Below are 14,604 nucleotides of genomic sequence, written 5' to 3'. Positions count from 1 at the left end.
ATGATTGGGATGAGCGCATGATCTTCACAGAGCGCGAGATCGAGTACCTCGGCGGTCAGCGCATCGGGCGCCTGGCCACGCTCCATCCGAACGGCACCCTCCAGGTGAGCCCGGTCGGGTTCCGCTACAACCGCGAGCTGCAGACGATCGACATCGGCGGACGCGACATGGCGGCCAGCCGCAAGTTCCGCAACGTGCTGGCGAACGGCAAGGTGGCGTTCGTCGTGGACGACCTCCCGTCCGTCGATCCCTGGCAGGTGCGCTGCCTGGAGATACGCGGGCACGGCGAGGCGCTCACCGAACCCGCCGGCTCGCAGGCCCCGCTGTCCGGCCCGATCATCCGCGTCCATCCGCAGCGGATCATCAGCTTCGGCGTCGACCCCGGCAACCCCGCCGCAGGCAAGCGCGACGTCGCCTCACGATGACCTCACGATGACCGACTCCTCACAGTGACCGGCGGTGGACCTCGTCCACCCGCTCGGTGAGGCCCGTGCGGTCGAGGTGTTCCAGGAGCGGCACCGCGACCCTGCGGCTGGTGCCGAGCGCGCTCCTGGCCTGGCTGACCGTGAACGGCTGCGGCAGCCGGGCCAGCAGCGCCGCGGCCCGCGCGTCGGCGCCCGGCGCGAGCACGACGCCCTCGGCCACGCGCAGCAGCGCCCCGGCGCGTACGGCGGCGGCGAGCTCGCGCGTCCCAAGCCCCAGCGCGGCCAGCCGCCCGGCCTCCGGCGCCTGGAACGGGGCCTCGGCGAGGTCGTCCAGCAGGGCACGCACCGCCCGGGCGACGGGAGCGGGCAGCGCCGCGGTCCCGGCGACGACGCGGCCCGTCGTGGTGATCCGCCCGTCGGCCACCGTCAGTGGCGGCCGTACGAGCGCCGTGACGAGCCGGCGGTCGGGCAGGCCCAGCTCGTGGCGGGCGACCTCCACCGGCATCCCGGGCTCCAGAGGGTGAGCGGCGGCATACCGCCGCACGACCTCCGGCAGCCGGGTGGACAGATCCGACCAGTGATCGGGGTCGGCGTGCCAGCCGGCGGCCACCGGCCGTCCCTCGGGCGGACAGCCCATGGCGGCCAGCTCGCCGTCGCGCAGCAGCAGGTGCGTACGCAGGAGGGAGGCAGCGTCCGCCGACGCGTCCGCCAGCGCCTTCGCCCGCTCCCTGGCCGCCCCCCGGCGGCGCAGCTCCGGGGGCCGCACATCGAGCACCGTCGCCCGCGCGAGCACCCGCAGCTCGCCCTGCCCCCGGCCCGGGTCCCGCAGCAGCAGCGCGTCTCCCAGATGCAGGGGAAGCGGCCGGGCCAGGCGCAGCCGGGCCGCCGCCCCCTCGGCCTCGGCGCCGAGCGGGCGCACCTCGCACGGCACCGACGCCGAGCCGATGTGGGCGGTGAGCCGCGCGGGCAGGGGCCCGCGGGCGCCTTCCGCCATCGTCACGCGCACGTCGACCAGGCTCGTCGCCGTCCAGGCGCCGGGCGTGACGAGGGCGTGCCCGCGTTGCGGCGCGATCCGCCCGCGCAGGTTGAGCGCCACCCGCGCGACCCCGGTGACCGAGGCGACGTGCTCCTTCAGCGACTCCAGGGCGCGCACCCGCACCGGCTCGCCGTCCAGTTCCAGCTCGTCGCCCACCTCGACGCGGCCGGCGGGCAGCGTGCCGGTCACGACGGTCCCGCTGCCGCGCACGCTGAACGCCCGGTCGATCCACAGCCGCACGGGGGCCAGCGGATCGGGCGCGGGCAGCGCCGCCACCAGCCGGTCGAGGGCGGCGCGCAGCCCGTCCAGGCCCTCACCGGTGCGCCCGCTGACCGGAAGGGCCTCCACGTCGCCCAGCCCGGCCTCCACCAGCCGGTCGCGCGCGTCCTCCAGCGCGGGCGCGGGGTCGGCCAGGTCCGCGCGGGTGACGGCGAGCAGGCCGTGCCGTACGCCGAGAGTGCGCAGCGCGACCAGATGCTCCTCCGACTGGGGCATCCACCCCTCGTCGGCGGCGACGACGAACATCACGGCGGGCACCGGGCCGACCCCGGCGAGCATCGTGCCGAGGAACCGCTCGTGCCCGGGCACGTCGACGAACGCCACCCGCTCCCCTGAGGGCAGCGTCGTCCAGGCGTAACCCAGCTCGATCGTGAGCCCGCGCCGCCGCTCCTCCGCCAGCCGGTCGGGTTCCATCCCGGTCAACGCCCGCACCAGCGTCGACTTGCCGTGGTCGACGTGTCCGGCCGTGGCCACGACGTGCATGGGCGGGGCCATCAGGAGGTCGCCTTCAGGACGGCCTCCAGGACCTCGCCGTCCCGGTCCGGCGGCACGGCGCGCAGGTCGAGCAGCAGGCGGCCCCCCTCGACCCGGCCGACGACCGGCGGCTCGCCCCGCCGCAGCGGTACGGCCAGCCGTTCCGGCAGGCTCACGGCCACACTCGGCAGGCGCACTCCGGGGGCTCCGCCCCCGCCCACGGTCGCCTCCGCCGACACGGCCGCCGCGTCCACGCCCGCCTGGCACAGCGCCTTGGCCAGCGCCTCGGCCCGCTCGCCGACAATGATCGGGTCGGCGTGGAGTGCCTGCCGTACGGGGGGCTCCGGGCCCCGCAGCGTCGCCTCGAGCGCGGCGAGCGTCAGCTTGTCCACGCGCAGCGCGCGGGCGAGCGGGTGCCGCCTGAGCCGTTCGACGAGGTCACGGCGGCCGAGCAGCAGGCCCGCCTGCGGGCCGCCGAGCAGCTTGTCGCCGCTCGCGGTGACCAGGTCGGCGCCGGCCCGCAGCACACTCGCGGCGTCGGGCTCCTCGGGCAGGAGGGGATCGCGGTCGAGCAGCCCCGAGCCGATGTCGACGACCACGGGCACGCCCAGCCCGGTCAGCTCGGCCACCTCGACGGAGCCGGTGAAGCCCTCGACCCGGAAGTTCGACGGGTGGACCTTGAGCACGAACCCCGTCTGCGGCCCGATCACGTCCCGGTAGTCGGCCAGGGTGGTGCGGTTGGTCGTGCCCACCTCGCGCAGGCGCGCGCCGGTGGACACGAGCAGGTCGGGGATGCGGAAGCCGTCGCCGATCTCGACCAGCTCACCTCTGCTGATCACGATCTCCCGCCCTGCGGCGAGCGCGGTGGCGGCCAGCACGAGGGCGGCGGCGTTGTTGTTGACCACGTGGACGCCCTCGGCGTCGGGCACGGCCCGGGCGAGCGCCTCGACCGCGCCGCGTCCCCGGCGCGCCCGCTCTCCCGTGGCCAGGTCGAACTCCACGTCGGTGGCACCCGCCGCCACCGTCACCGCCTCGACGGCGGCCGGGGACAGCGGCGCACGGCCCAGGTTCGTGTGGAGCAGCACGCCGGTCATGTTGATCACAGGACGGAGGCTCGTGGCGTGGCGCGGCAGCGCCGCCAGCGCGACGTCCGCGACGTCCTCCGGCTCGATCTCGCCCTGCCGCACCCGCTGCTGCGCCCGCGCGACCGCGTCCTTGACCGCCGGACGGCCGAGCCGCTCGACGGCGGCGGCCAGCCGCGGATCGGCCAGCACGGCGTCGGTGCGCGGCACCCGCCTCCGTGGATCCACACTTCAAATTACAGCGGAGGCCCACGGCCCGGCCGCGCGGGCCGGGCCGTGCGCTCACCCGGTTTCTCCGTCAGCTCTGGCAGCGGATGGGATAGGCGGCCTGCGCCGTCGGCTTGTTCTGGGTCAGGACCTCAATCTTGACCGTGCCGTCGGTCTTCTCGGCCCGCGTCCAGTACCAGGCCTGGATGCCTATCACGCCGCTCTCGGGGACCGTGTGGGTGAAGGTCTGCTGGTTCACGCCGTCGACCACCCAGCGGTAGGTGATCTCCGTCCCCGCGGGCGCCTTGAACTCGCCGAAGGCCGTCACGTAGGGGGCGATGACGCAGTCGCCGTAGTAGCCGACCGACTCGATCTCGGTGATCTGCACGGTGCCCGGCGACGGGTCCGGCGCCACGCAGGTCCAGCTGTACGGCGCCTGCTTGACGGGCTTGTTGTTGTTCAGGATCTCCAGGCGGACGACGCCGGAACCGCTTGACCTGGCGTTGCCGTACCAGAAGTCGCCGATCGTGCTCCGCACGCCGGGCTTGAGCTGGGCGGTCCTGAGCACGCCCGGCTTGTCATCGACGACCAGGCGATACTTGACCTCCGCGTCGCGGTCCGTCAGGACCATCGCGCTGGCCCGCATGGGGAACGAGCCGTCGCACTCGCCCTTGAAGTGGGGCGTCAGCATGTACTCGACGGTCAGGTTGGCGTCGCCGCCCTCGGCCGCGCACGTGAAGGTGAACGTGCGCTGGGCCGGCTGGGCGCCGCCTTCGGCCTGCAGAGCGAGGGTGTGGGAGCCGCTCCGGGTGGAGTCGAGGCTCCAGGTCGCGGACACGTTCTGCACACGGGGCTGGTCACCGGCGGGGAAGTCGGCGAACTGCTCCTGCCACTTGGAGCCGTCGAGGCTCCACCAGTATCTGACCCGCTGCGCCGCGCCCGCCGGGAGCGCGATCTGGCCGGTGGCCTGGTACGCGACGGGCTCAAGGCAGCCGCCCTCGTAGTCGCCGGGCGTGAGGTCGGCGATCTGCGGCACCGGCGTCTGCACGGGCGGCGGCGTCGGGCTCGTGGAAGGCGCGGGGCTCGTGGACGGCCTCGGGCTCGTAGAGGGGCTGGGCGAAGGCGACCGGCTGGGCGGAGCCGAGGGGCCCGGCGAGGTCGGCGGCGTGGTCGTGCAGGTCACCGTGTAGGCGGCCCGCCCGGAGTCGCGGCCGCCGGCGTTGACGATGCGGATGGCCTTCCAGCCCGCGGTGGAGCTGCCCACGGCAAGCGGGAGGGTGACCTGCCGGCTGCGCGGGCCGCCGGCCGCGAAGACGAGCGACTCGAGCCGGCCCTCCCCCGTGCCGCTGTCGATCCAGCGGTAGTACACCTTGGCGGGCGTACGCGACACCTGGACGGTGCCCGTGAACGTCACCGTCGTGGGGCAGGCGCCCCGGTAGGTCGCCGGGCTCGCGCCGACCGCGGCCGCGGCGACCAGCGGTGCGCTCGGCCTGGCGGGCAGCGGGTGGGCGTTGTCCCAGATCACGACGGCGCCGGTGCACCCGACGTCGAAGCGGCCCTTGGCCGACAGCCCCTTCTTGCCGAGGATCTCCACGGCCTGCCAGCCGGAGGTGCTGCGGTCGAACGTCTGACGGTCCCGCACGACCACCTTGCGTGCGCCGTTGACGCGGAAGCTCCTGATGGCGCTCTTGCTCCCGTCGCCGCGCACCCAGCGGTAGCGCACGGTCCCCTTCCCCTTGGCCGCCACCACGGCGGAGAAGCCCACAGTGGTGGGGCAGGCGCCGGATCGCGTGGCCGGGCTCGCCGTGACCCTGGCCACGGCCGTCCGGATGGCAGGGGCCGGCCTGGCGGCGGCCGACTTGGAGGTGGGGGCCGTCATGGGAGCAGGGGCCGCGAGCACCGGAGGGGCGGTCAGCAGGCTGCCGAGCAGCGTGGCGCTCAGCAGCGTCGCCGTCCATCTCATCGGGGGTCCTTTTCGTTGTTCGGGGAAGTCGTCGCTCATGGAAGACGGGCCATGCTGTCCCATCCGGCTTGGAGATCACTTGCCACCGTCTTGTAACTGCCGCCCCACGCGTTTCCGACCGTCGTTGACAGGGCCGGAAGCGGATCTTACGGTGCTTCTGTTCGCATTTGAGGAACTAGTTCACGTATGTGACCGGAGGAGCCGCCATGTCGCCCCTGACCCCCCTGATCGGCCGACGGCAGGCGCTGGCCGGCGCGGCCGGCGCGGTCCTCGGACTCGCGGTCGCGTCGCCCGCGCGCGCCGCCCACGTGCTCCCCTTCGGGCGGTACGGCTCGCCCCTGCGCCGGCTGAACGACCGCACGCTGTACGTCGACGCTGAGGGACGGGGGGACCACGCCACCGTCCAGGCCGCCGTCGACGCGACGCCGGACGCCCCTGCCGAGGGCTGGACCCTGGTGATCGCCGCCGGGACATACCGGGAGATCGTCCTCGTGCCGCAGGCCAAGACCGGCCTGTGCTTCCTGGGGGCGACCGGCGACGCGCGCGACGTCGTGATCGTCTACGACAACGCGGCCGGCACGCCCAAGCCCGAGGGCGGCACGTACGGCACCAGCGGCAGCGCCGCCACCACGATCCAGGCCGACGGCTTCACCGCCGCGCACGTCACGTTCGCCAACGACTGGCTGCGGGCCGACCACCCGGACATCACCGGCACCCAGGCGGTGGCGGCGAAGGTCATGGGCGACCGGTCGTACTTCGAGAGGTGCCGCTTCCTCGGCCACCAGGACACGCTGTATGCCGACACCCGCGCCCTGGCCTACTTCGCGCGGCAGTACTACCGCGAGTGCCACATCGAGGGTGACGTCGACTTCGTGTTCGGCCGCGCGACCGCCGTCTTCGAGCGGTGCGAGCTGAGCACCCTGGCCAGGGACGTGACGTTCCGTCCGTACGGCTTCGTGTTCGCGCCGAGCACGGCCGCCGCCAACCCGCACGGCTACCTGGCGGTGCACTGCGTGGTCAACGGGACCGCGGCCGACGCGTCCTTCGGCCTGGCCCGGCCCTGGCGGCCGAGCAGCGACCCGACCGCCCTCCCGTCGCTCGTCGTACGCGAGACCTGGATGGGCCCCTCGATCGACGCGGCCACACCGTACGTGGACATGAGCTCCGGGTATCACTGGCAGGACGCGCGGTTCGGCGAGTTCCACGACATCGGCCCGGGCGCGGCGATCCCCGTCCCCGGGAACCGGCCGCAGCTCACCCCGGAACAGGCCGCCGAGCACACCCCCCGGAACTACCTCGGCGACTGGCGCCCCGGCCCCGCCCTGCTCCCCCGCCCCTCCGGCAGGTGACACCGTTCTGTCGGTCCCGGCGGTAACGGCGGGCTCCTCGTCCGCGAGTTCCTGGTAACCGCTTCGGGAGGGGAGTCCCCATGGACGTGCGGGACCACGCCGGCGCCGGTCCCGGCCGGGAACCGGCGGTTCGAGCCGGGACAGCGAACGGACGCGGCGTGCTCGAAGGGGCGTTCCACCTGCTCGACGTCCTGGCGGCGGCCGAGGAGGGAGCCGGTCTGTCCGAGCTCGCCCGCGACGCCGGCATGCCGAAGGCGACGACCTATCGCCTGCTCCGGCAGCTCGCGAACCTCGGCGCGGTGCAACAGCACGGGCAGCGCTACTTCGTGGGACGGCGGCTCGCCCGTCTGGGCGGCGCCTGGCAGCCCGACCCGCGGCTGCGGGCCGCCGCCCGCGAACCCGTACGCCTGCTGTCCGCGCTGACCATGACCGTCACGTTCCTCACCGTGCTGGAGGAGGAGCGGGTCAGAGTGATCACGGCGACACGGGGAGAGATCAGGGAGGTGCCGCCGGTCCTGCCGGGCTCCGAGCTGGCCGAGGCGACCGCCGCGGGCCGGGTGCTGCTGATGCAGAGACCGGACGGCGACGCCGTGCCGCCGGGGTTCACGCTCGCCGAATGGCGGCGGGCCCAGGCGGCCTTCCGCCGGTCGGGTTCTGTCGCCGCCGATCACCAGGAGGTCCTTCCCGGGATCTGCTGCGTGGCCGTACCGGTCCGGCGCCCGGACGGCGAGATCGTCGCGTCGGTCAGCGCGCTCGCGGTGCGGCCGGCGGTGCCGGCGGGGCTCACCGAACTCGTGCTGCGCGCGTCGAGGGAGATAACGCGCAACCTCGGCCGCACCTGACGCCCGGTCCGCTGAGTGGACCGCGCTGTTTCCTCCCCTTGGCCGCCCGGCCGACACTGCATCGGCAGGGACCGGCCGTACGCGCGAGGGAGCCGCAATGGCCGCTGAAACGACCCGGTTGACCATCCAGATCGGGGAGGAGAACGCCGACCCCCACGAACTGGAGGACCTGACGGCCCGGCTCCGTGCGGAGTTGCTGGAGATCGACGTGGTGGCGGCGCAGCCCGAGCGGGGGGCGCCGCCGCCCGGCGCCAGGGCGGTCCTGTCGTTCTCCCTCGGCGGCCTGGTGGTCTCCCTCGCGGGCACGGAACTGCTCGCCGCGGTCGTGAGCGCGGTGACGGCCTGGCTGACCCGCGATCAGCACCGGTCGGCGAAGCTCACGATCGACGGCGACGCGATCGAGCTGACCGGCGTGCCGTCCGGAGAGCAGCGCCGGCTGACCGATCTCTGAGTGCGTCGGCATGAGACCGTTCGCGCTCCCGCAGGGACGCGGAGCGCCCTCATCGTGGCCGGCGACGAGTACCGCGATCCGGGACTGCGCCGGCTGCGCGCTCCCGCACGCGACGCGGAGGCGCTGGCCCGCGTGCTCGGCGATCCGGCGATCGGCGGCTTCCGCGTACGGACGCTGCTCAACGAGCCCACGCACGTGGTCAGCGAGATGGTCGAAGAGTTCTTCACCGACCGCGCCCCGGACGACGTGCTGCTGCTGCACTTCTCCTGCCACGGCGTGAAGGACGACAACGGAGAGCTGTACTTCGCCACGCCCACCACCAAGCTGAACCGCCTGGGGGCGACCGCGGTCTCCGCCGAGTTCGTCAGCCGCAGGATGAGCCGCAGCCGGTCCAGGCGCATGATCCTGTTGCTCGACTGCTGTTACGCGGGAGCGTGGGCACGCGGCGCGCTGCCACGCGCCGGCATGGGCGTGCACGTGGAGGAGCAGTTCGGCGGTCACGGCCGAGTGGTGATCACCGCGTCGAACGCGATGGAGTACGCCTTCGACGGCGCCGAGCTCGCCGACGCCCAGGAGCAGGCGCCGTCGGTGTTCACCCGTGCCCTCGTGGAAGGGCTGGAGTCCGGGGACGCCGACCACGACCAGGACGGCTACGTCGGCATCGACGAGCTGTACGACTACGTCTACGACAAGGTCCGGCAGACGACACCGGGTCAGACCCCGGGCAAGTGGGCGTTCGACCTGCAGGGCGATCTCTACGTCGCGCGGCGCGCCCGCCCCGTCACCGTCCCCTCGCCCTGCCGGCGGAGCTCCAGGCGGTCATCGAGAACTCCATTCCCCGGGTCCGTGCCGGGGCGGTCGAGGAGCTGCGGCGCCTGCTGCGGAGCAGGCACGAGGGTCTCGCCCTGGCGGCCCGGCTGGCGTTGCAGGAGCTCGTCGACGACGACAGCCGCACCGTGTCCACGGCGGCCGCCGAGGCCCTCGCCACCGGCAGGACAGCGGCGTCGGCATCGCCGTCGGCGTTCCCGCCCTCCGCGCCGGCATCGCCGCAGCAGGGGCCGTCGGGGTCTGCGGCTCACGCGACCTCTGTCCGTGCCTCCACAGACGAACCCGCTCCGTCCGCACCCGCCCGCCCCGCGGACGACCGCGCCGACCCGGTTCCGGAGGCGGCCACCGCCCCTGGCACAGGCGTGCCGAGCCGATCGGCCGCGTCACCCCGTCCGGAAACGCCCCCGGCCACGCTGTCCCCGGCGGGGCAGGGCACGTCATCCGTCCCCGCCGTGGCGACGCCCGAGTCACGGATTCCGTCCGGTGGCATGGCGGCGATCCGGAACCGCATCCTCACGGCGCTCCGGTCACGCGACCGAGCCCTGAATCTCCAGGTCCCCGCCCTCCTGGCGGCCTTTGGCGGTGATCGCGGCCCACCTGGTCTCTCCTGAACGCATCACCTACGACGCCGGGGAGACGCAGCAGTGGTGGGGAGCGATGGTGGTGGCGGTGGCCTGCCTCTGCCTGTTCGTCGTCCACGGCGTCGAGCAGCGACGGGACGTCCGAGCCCTCGTGGCGTTCGTCCTCGCCGCCGCCGCGACCGTGGTCGTGGTGCTCGACCTCGGCAGGGACGAGATGCGCACCGTCTACCTGCCCACTCTGCTCGTCATGCTGCTGCTCGGCGTCCGCCCGGCCCGCGGGCGACCGGAGTTCCTCGTCGCCGCCCGGCTCTCCCTCATCGCGGGAGTTCTGCAGGGCGTCGCCGACCACGCCTCGTGAACCGCGTCAATCCGACGTTCGTCGTCGGCACCGTCGCGAAGGACCATCTGATCCTCCAGATCGTCGCGGCCCTCCTGATCGCCGTCGCCGCCCACACGGCCAGGGGGAGATCCTCCCGCTCGTCCCGACAGGAATAGAGCCAGGCCTCCGCCCGGCAGATCCACCACGCACCCTTCGGCAGATTTCACCACCGATCATGCGGCGGATTCACCACAGGCCCTTCGGCAGAGGCTTGACGTGGGAAGGCCGGAGGTGAGCGGAGGTGGACGGGAATCGAACCCGCCAGGCCGAGGACCTCGGCCTCGTCGGTTTTGAAGACCGCGGGGGCCACCAGGCGCCCACACACCTCCAGGGAGAAACCTAGCCGGAACGGGGTAGGGACCGGGGCGGCGCCCCCGGGGTGGCGGCGTGGCGGACGAACGACTCGAAACGGGTGCGGCATGACCGAGACGGCGGAGCGGGCCGGAATCCGGCTGACCCAGCAGGCGCACGGAGGCGGCTGCGCCTGCAAGATTCCCCCGGGTGAGCTGGAAAGCATCGTGGCCGGGCTCGTGGCCCCGAACCCGTCGGCGTACGCGAACGAGCTGATCATCGGGCTGGACGACGGCGACGACGCGGCCGTGGTCAGGATCGAGGGCGGCCGGGCGATCGTCGCCACCGCCGACTTCTTCACCCCCGTCGTCGACGACCCGTACGACTGGGGGCGGATCGCGGCCACCAACGCGCTGTCCGACGTGTACGCCGTGGGCGGCGAGCCGGTCGTGGCGGTGAACCTGCTGGGCTGGCCCAGGGAGACGCTGTCCATGGACCTCGCCAGGGAGGTGCTGCGGGGGGGCCTGGACGTGGCGCGGGCGGCGGGCTGCCACGTCGCGGGTGGTCACAGCGTGGACGATCCCGAGCCGAAGTACGGCATGGCGGTCACCGGCCTGGCCGACCCGGACCGGCTGCTGCGCATCGACGCGGGCCGGGCGGGAACGCCGATCTCCCTCACCAAACCGCTCGGCGTGGGCGTGCTCAACACCAGGCACAAGGCGACCGGCGAGGTGTTCCCGCAGGCGATCGAGGTCATGACGACGCTCAACCGGGACGCCTCGCGGGCGGCGCTGGCGGCCGGGGCCGGATGCGCGACCGACGTGACCGGATTCGGCCTGCTCGGCCACCTCTACAAGCTGGCCAGGGCGAGTGGTGTCACGGCGGTGGTCGACGTGGCGGCCGTGCCCTACCTGGAGGGCGCGCGGCAGGCGGTGCGCGAGGGCTACGTCAGCGGCGGCACCCGCCGCAACCTGGATTGGGTGCTGCCCCACCTCGACCCGGGCCGGTACGCGGAGGAGGACCTGCTCCTGCTGGCAGACGCCCAGACCTCGGGCGGCCTGCTGGTCGCCGGCGAGGTCCCCGGCGCGCCGATCGTCGGCGAACTCGTCCCGGCCGAGGACGCCGCGATCCGGCTCGCCTGAGACCTCGATACCGGCCGCGGCGAGGTGGTAGACCCGGGACATGCGACCCGAGCCCGGCGAGGTGCTGCATTTCTCCGAGGATCCCGATATCACTCGGTTCGTTCCGCACGTGGCGGCCACCGCCCGGCAGCCGGAGGCGTACGTCTGGGCGGTGACGGCCGAGCGCTGCCCCGACTACTGGTTTCCCCGCCAGTGCCCCCGGGCCATGGCGTGGACGACGCCGGACTCCACGGACGCCGACCGCGACCGGATCATCGGACCGGGTTGCGGAGAGCGGGTCCACGCCATCGAGTACGGCTGGCTGGAGGCGTTCCTGACCGTCCGCCTGTACGCCTACCGCTTCCCGGCGGAGAAGTTCGTCCCGTTCGGAGAGCCGGTGCCGAACGCGGTGGTCGCGACCGAGCCCGTCGAACCCCTCGGGCCGCCCGACCCCGTCGGCGACCTGCTGCGGCTGCACGAGGAGGCCGGCATCCAGCTCAGGCTGCTGGACGACCTCTGGCCGTTCTGGGACGCGGTGACCGCGAGTTCCCTGGGCTGGAGCGGCATCCGCCTCCGCAACGCCCGCCCCCGGCGCCCACAGGAGTCAGCGGGGTTTGCCGAGTGACCACAGGGATGCCGCCATGAGGAGAGCGGTCAGCCCGCCGCAGATCATCACTGTGGAGACCGAGAAGGCGTCGACGACGCGTCCGCCGAGGAACGCGCCGAGGGCGAAGGTCGCCTGGAAGGAAGAGGTGAAAACGACCGTCGCGGCTTCGGGCGTGCGAGGGGCGGCGGCGATGAACGATGCCTGCGAACAGACGGGTACGCCTCCATAGGCCAAGCCCCAGACCACGAGTGACACCACGGCGCCGGTGGTCGTGCCGCCGACCGAGGGCAGCAGCAGGGTCGTGACCGCGATCAGGCAGCCGCAGGTCACGAAGGCCGTTCGCAGCCGCGTGACCGTGCCCTTGCCGGCCAGGAAGTTGCCGGCGATTCCGGCGATGCCGTACGCCAGCAGGACGGCGCTGACGGCGGCGGGAGGCAGGCCGGTGACGTTCTGGAGGAAGGGGGTGACGTAGGTGTAGGTGCCGAAATGGGCCAAGACGATGAGGAAAGTGGCCAGCAAGGCGATGGCGGCGCCCCGGGTACGCAGCATGTCGAGCAGGACACGAGGGCTGGTGACCTGATGGGCGGGCAGCGGCGGCAGCAGCAGTATCAGGGCCACGAGGACCAGGAGTGCCGGCACGGCCAGGACCAGGAAGGCGGTCCGCCAGCCGGCGACGTTGCCGATGAAGGTCCCGGCCGGTACTCCGAGCACGGAGCCCAACGGCACGGCCGAGAAGATCACAGCGGTGGCGGTGCCGACGGCGTGCGGCGGCATCAGACGGCCGGCCAGCCCGGCCCCGATGGACCAGAAGCCGCCGATCGTGAGGCCGACGAGCCCCCTGGAGATCAGCACGATCCAGTAGGAGGTCGCCGATGCGGCCAGCACGTCGGCTGCGGCGAGCACCCCCATGAGGACGCACAGCATCACACGGCGGTCCAGGCGCGCGGTGGTCAGTGTGACGGTAGGCGCGGCGACCGCGGCGACGAGACCGGGCAGGGCCATGGTCAGCCCTGTGGTGCCGTCGGAGATGCCGAAGTCGGCGCCTATGGCGGGCAGCAGGCCGATGGGCAGGATTTCGCTGGTGACGATGGCGAAGATGCCCAGCATGAGCGAGGTGACGGCGAGCCAGCCGATGAGAGGCGAGCGGGGCCGGGTGAGCGTGGTGGTCGACATGGGTCCGTTCGGCCAGGGTGCGGGTGGAGGGCGTGCACCCAGCCAAGCAGTGGGGAGGCAGCGGGCACCGGCACGTTTCGGACGTGACCACACGCCTTGCCGGCGGTGGCCGGAAAGACGGGGCGTTCGGCCGCATACCGCGCCCCCGTGTCGCTCGCGCGCTCCCACGGGCGCCCTCGGTCTCCCTGCGATGCCAGCGCGCGGATGGAGGGTTGCACATTCTTATCCATACGGATAATTTTATCCGCATGGATAAGAACTCGGTCTGGACTCCCGTACGGGCGCTCTTCGTCGCCGTCCTCGTCATCTCGATCGCCGCACTCGGGGTGGCCGCCGTCGTCGGCGGCACCTGGGTGGTGTGGGTGCGCGGGGTGGCCGTGGCCGCCGCCTCCGTCTGGCTCGTCGCCCTGACCGGGCAGGCCGCGCGGGGCAAGAGGTCCGCGTACGTACGCATCCGCTTCGTCAGCATCGCCGCGCCCATCGGCATCGTGCTCATCCTGCTCGCGCCCGACAGCGGCTATCCGCTGTGGATGAAGGCGGAGCAGGCGGTGGTCGGCGTCCTGGTCGCCGCCGTCGCGCTGATCGTCAACCGCCGTGCCGTGCGTGCGGCGTACCCCAAGGGTGGCAAGCTCAGGTGACATGAGAAGCCCTGGAACCCGCCGGACCGCCACCGAGGCGCGCAAGGCTCAGATCGCCGCGGCCGCGATCGCCGTGCTCGCCGAGCGCGGCTACGCGGAGACCACCTTCGAGGCCATCTGCGAACACGCCGGGCTCAGCAGCAAGAGATTGATCACCTATCACTTCTCCGGCAAGGACCAGCTGTTCGAGGCCGTCGTCCACCAGGTCGTCGCCGACGCCGCGGCATTCATGCGACCGGCGCTGCAGGCCGCGACCGGAGCCCGCGCCCAACTGGAGGCGTTCATCAGGTCGAACATCGCCTTCGTCGCCCGTCACCCCGCACACGTGCGCGCGGTGCAGCAGATCGCCTTCAACAAGGCCCCCGTCGGCGGCCGGGAGCGGGACGCCGCGATAGCCAGGCTGGTGGAGCTGTTCGCGGACGGGCAGCGTACGGGGGCCTTCCGGACGTTCGACTGCACCGTGATGGGGGCGGCCCTGCGCGCGTCCATCGACACGATGGCCGACCGGGTCGTCGACGGCCTCGACCCCGACGTCTGCGCGGACGAACTCGTCGAGCTGTTCGACCGCGCGACCCGCGCCGAGCCGCCGCCCGCACAGGGCGACCGGCACTAGTAGTGCTTTGTTAGGTCAGCCTTTTGTGGCTGGTCGGCATCGGGGTGTAGTGGTGCGATGCGGGCGTGACCCCCGAGCACCTCGCGCATGTCCGGCAGCAACTGGAGTCCTTCGCCGCGGAGATGTTCGCTCCTTTGGCCCGCCGGGATCAGCGGGCCAAAGGGCTGACCTACCTGCGGGGCCTGCTGCTGGACGGCCGCCGCAAGTCGATGCAGCCGATGGCCGAACGCCTGGGCGTGGACCACCAAGGACTGCAGCAGTTCCT

At 73.0% G+C, this 14,604-nt stretch carries 16 protein-coding genes and 1 tRNA gene; 12 read left to right on the top strand and 5 right to left on the bottom strand.

Annotation, left to right across the window (positions count from 1 at the left end; genetic code table 11):
- The first annotated feature begins 17 nt into the window (after positions 1–17).
- Positions 18–425 (top strand): PPOX class F420-dependent oxidoreductase, encoded by a 408-nt coding sequence (locus FLW16_RS16215; RefSeq protein WP_142560871.1) that lies wholly within the window; start codon positions 18–20, stop codon positions 423–425.
- A gap of 19 nt (positions 426–444) precedes the next feature.
- Here the strand turns inward: FLW16_RS16215 and FLW16_RS16210 are convergent, their stop codons facing one another.
- The 3 genes from FLW16_RS16210 to FLW16_RS43695 all read right to left on the bottom strand — a co-directional run bounded on the left by FLW16_RS16210 (position 445) and on the right by FLW16_RS43695 (position 5,466).
- On the bottom strand, positions 445–2,235 hold the full coding sequence (locus tag FLW16_RS16210) for a SelB C-terminal domain-containing protein (protein ID WP_260615313.1): 1,791 nt from the start codon (positions 2,233–2,235) through the stop codon (positions 445–447).
- Complete coding sequence (gene selA / locus FLW16_RS16205; protein ID WP_142560870.1) at positions 2,235–3,524, bottom strand: L-seryl-tRNA(Sec) selenium transferase; 1,290 nt, start codon at positions 3,522–3,524, stop codon at positions 2,235–2,237. The genes FLW16_RS16210 and selA overlap by 1 nt, the downstream gene beginning before the upstream one ends.
- Positions 3,525–3,594: 70 nt before the next feature.
- Entirely contained in the window at positions 3,595–5,466 is a 1,872-nt protein-coding gene (locus tag FLW16_RS43695) for a hypothetical protein (protein ID WP_185949442.1), read from the bottom strand.
- Positions 5,467–5,672: 206 nt separating this feature from the next.
- Between FLW16_RS43695 and FLW16_RS16195 the strand changes: the two genes are divergently transcribed.
- The 6 genes from FLW16_RS16195 to FLW16_RS43690 all read left to right on the top strand — a co-directional run bounded on the left by FLW16_RS16195 (position 5,673) and on the right by FLW16_RS43690 (position 10,012).
- Positions 5,673–6,815, top strand: a complete 1,143-nt coding sequence (locus FLW16_RS16195) for a pectinesterase family protein (RefSeq protein ID WP_142560869.1) — start codon at positions 5,673–5,675, stop codon at positions 6,813–6,815.
- Positions 6,816–6,895: 80 nt separating this feature from the next.
- Positions 6,896–7,657, top strand: a complete 762-nt coding sequence (locus FLW16_RS16190; RefSeq protein WP_142560868.1) for an IclR family transcriptional regulator — start codon at positions 6,896–6,898, stop codon at positions 7,655–7,657.
- A 97-nt stretch (positions 7,658–7,754) separates the two neighbouring features.
- On the top strand, positions 7,755–8,108 hold the full coding sequence (locus FLW16_RS16185) for a hypothetical protein (RefSeq protein ID WP_142560867.1): 354 nt from the start codon (positions 7,755–7,757) through the stop codon (positions 8,106–8,108).
- The gene (locus FLW16_RS16180) at positions 8,109–9,482 is read left to right on the top strand and encodes a caspase, EACC1-associated type (protein ID WP_142560866.1); all 1,374 of its coding nucleotides are present in this window, start codon (positions 8,109–8,111) and stop codon (positions 9,480–9,482) included.
- Positions 9,483–9,518: 36 nt separating this feature from the next.
- Positions 9,519–9,875: a hypothetical protein gene (locus FLW16_RS16175; RefSeq protein ID WP_142560865.1), complete on the top strand. Its 357-nt coding sequence runs from the start codon at positions 9,519–9,521 to the stop codon at positions 9,873–9,875.
- Complete coding sequence (locus FLW16_RS43690) at positions 9,872–10,012, top strand: hypothetical protein (RefSeq protein ID WP_185949440.1); 141 nt, start codon at positions 9,872–9,874, stop codon at positions 10,010–10,012. Before FLW16_RS16175 ends, FLW16_RS43690 begins: the two co-directional genes overlap by 4 nt.
- A 119-nt stretch (positions 10,013–10,131) precedes the next feature.
- Here FLW16_RS43690 and FLW16_RS16170 read toward each other — a convergent pair.
- Positions 10,132–10,225 (bottom strand) — tRNA-Sec (locus tag FLW16_RS16170).
- Positions 10,226–10,315: 90 nt separating this feature from the next.
- Between FLW16_RS16170 and selD the strand changes: the two genes are divergently transcribed.
- On the top strand, positions 10,316–11,329 hold the full coding sequence (selD, locus tag FLW16_RS16165) for a selenide, water dikinase SelD (RefSeq protein ID WP_142560864.1): 1,014 nt from the start codon (positions 10,316–10,318) through the stop codon (positions 11,327–11,329).
- Positions 11,330–11,369: 40 nt separating this feature from the next.
- A complete protein-coding gene (locus FLW16_RS16160; protein ID WP_142560863.1) occupies positions 11,370–11,933 on the top strand; it encodes a DUF6886 family protein in 564 nt (187 codons plus the stop codon).
- Here FLW16_RS16160 and FLW16_RS16155 read toward each other — a convergent pair.
- The gene (locus FLW16_RS16155) at positions 11,913–13,088 is read right to left on the bottom strand and encodes an MFS transporter (protein WP_142560862.1); all 1,176 of its coding nucleotides are present in this window, start codon (positions 13,086–13,088) and stop codon (positions 11,913–11,915) included. The two genes, FLW16_RS16160 and FLW16_RS16155, sit on opposite strands and share 21 nt — an antisense overlap.
- Positions 13,089–13,336: 248 nt before the next feature.
- Between FLW16_RS16155 and FLW16_RS16150 the strand changes: the two genes are divergently transcribed.
- The 3 genes from FLW16_RS16150 to FLW16_RS16140 all read left to right on the top strand — a co-directional run.
- A complete protein-coding gene (locus FLW16_RS16150; RefSeq protein WP_142560861.1) occupies positions 13,337–13,726 on the top strand; it encodes a hypothetical protein in 390 nt (129 codons plus the stop codon).
- Position 13,727: 1 nt separating this feature from the next.
- Positions 13,728–14,339 carry a TetR/AcrR family transcriptional regulator gene (locus FLW16_RS16145; protein ID WP_142560860.1) on the top strand — a complete coding sequence of 204 codons (612 nt, stop codon included), beginning with the start codon at positions 13,728–13,730 and terminating at the stop codon, positions 14,337–14,339.
- A gap of 65 nt (positions 14,340–14,404) precedes the next feature.
- A partial coding sequence (locus tag FLW16_RS16140) for a transposase (RefSeq protein WP_221891116.1) occupies positions 14,405–14,604 on the top strand: 200 nt, incomplete at its 3' end.

Source organism: Microbispora sp. KK1-11 (assembly GCF_006874435.1).
Taxonomy (GTDB): Bacteria; Actinomycetota; Actinomycetes; order Streptosporangiales; family Streptosporangiaceae; genus Microbispora; species Microbispora catharanthi.
The sequence above is the reverse complement of the archived record's forward strand: the minus strand, read 5'-3'. Positions and strand labels throughout refer to the sequence as shown.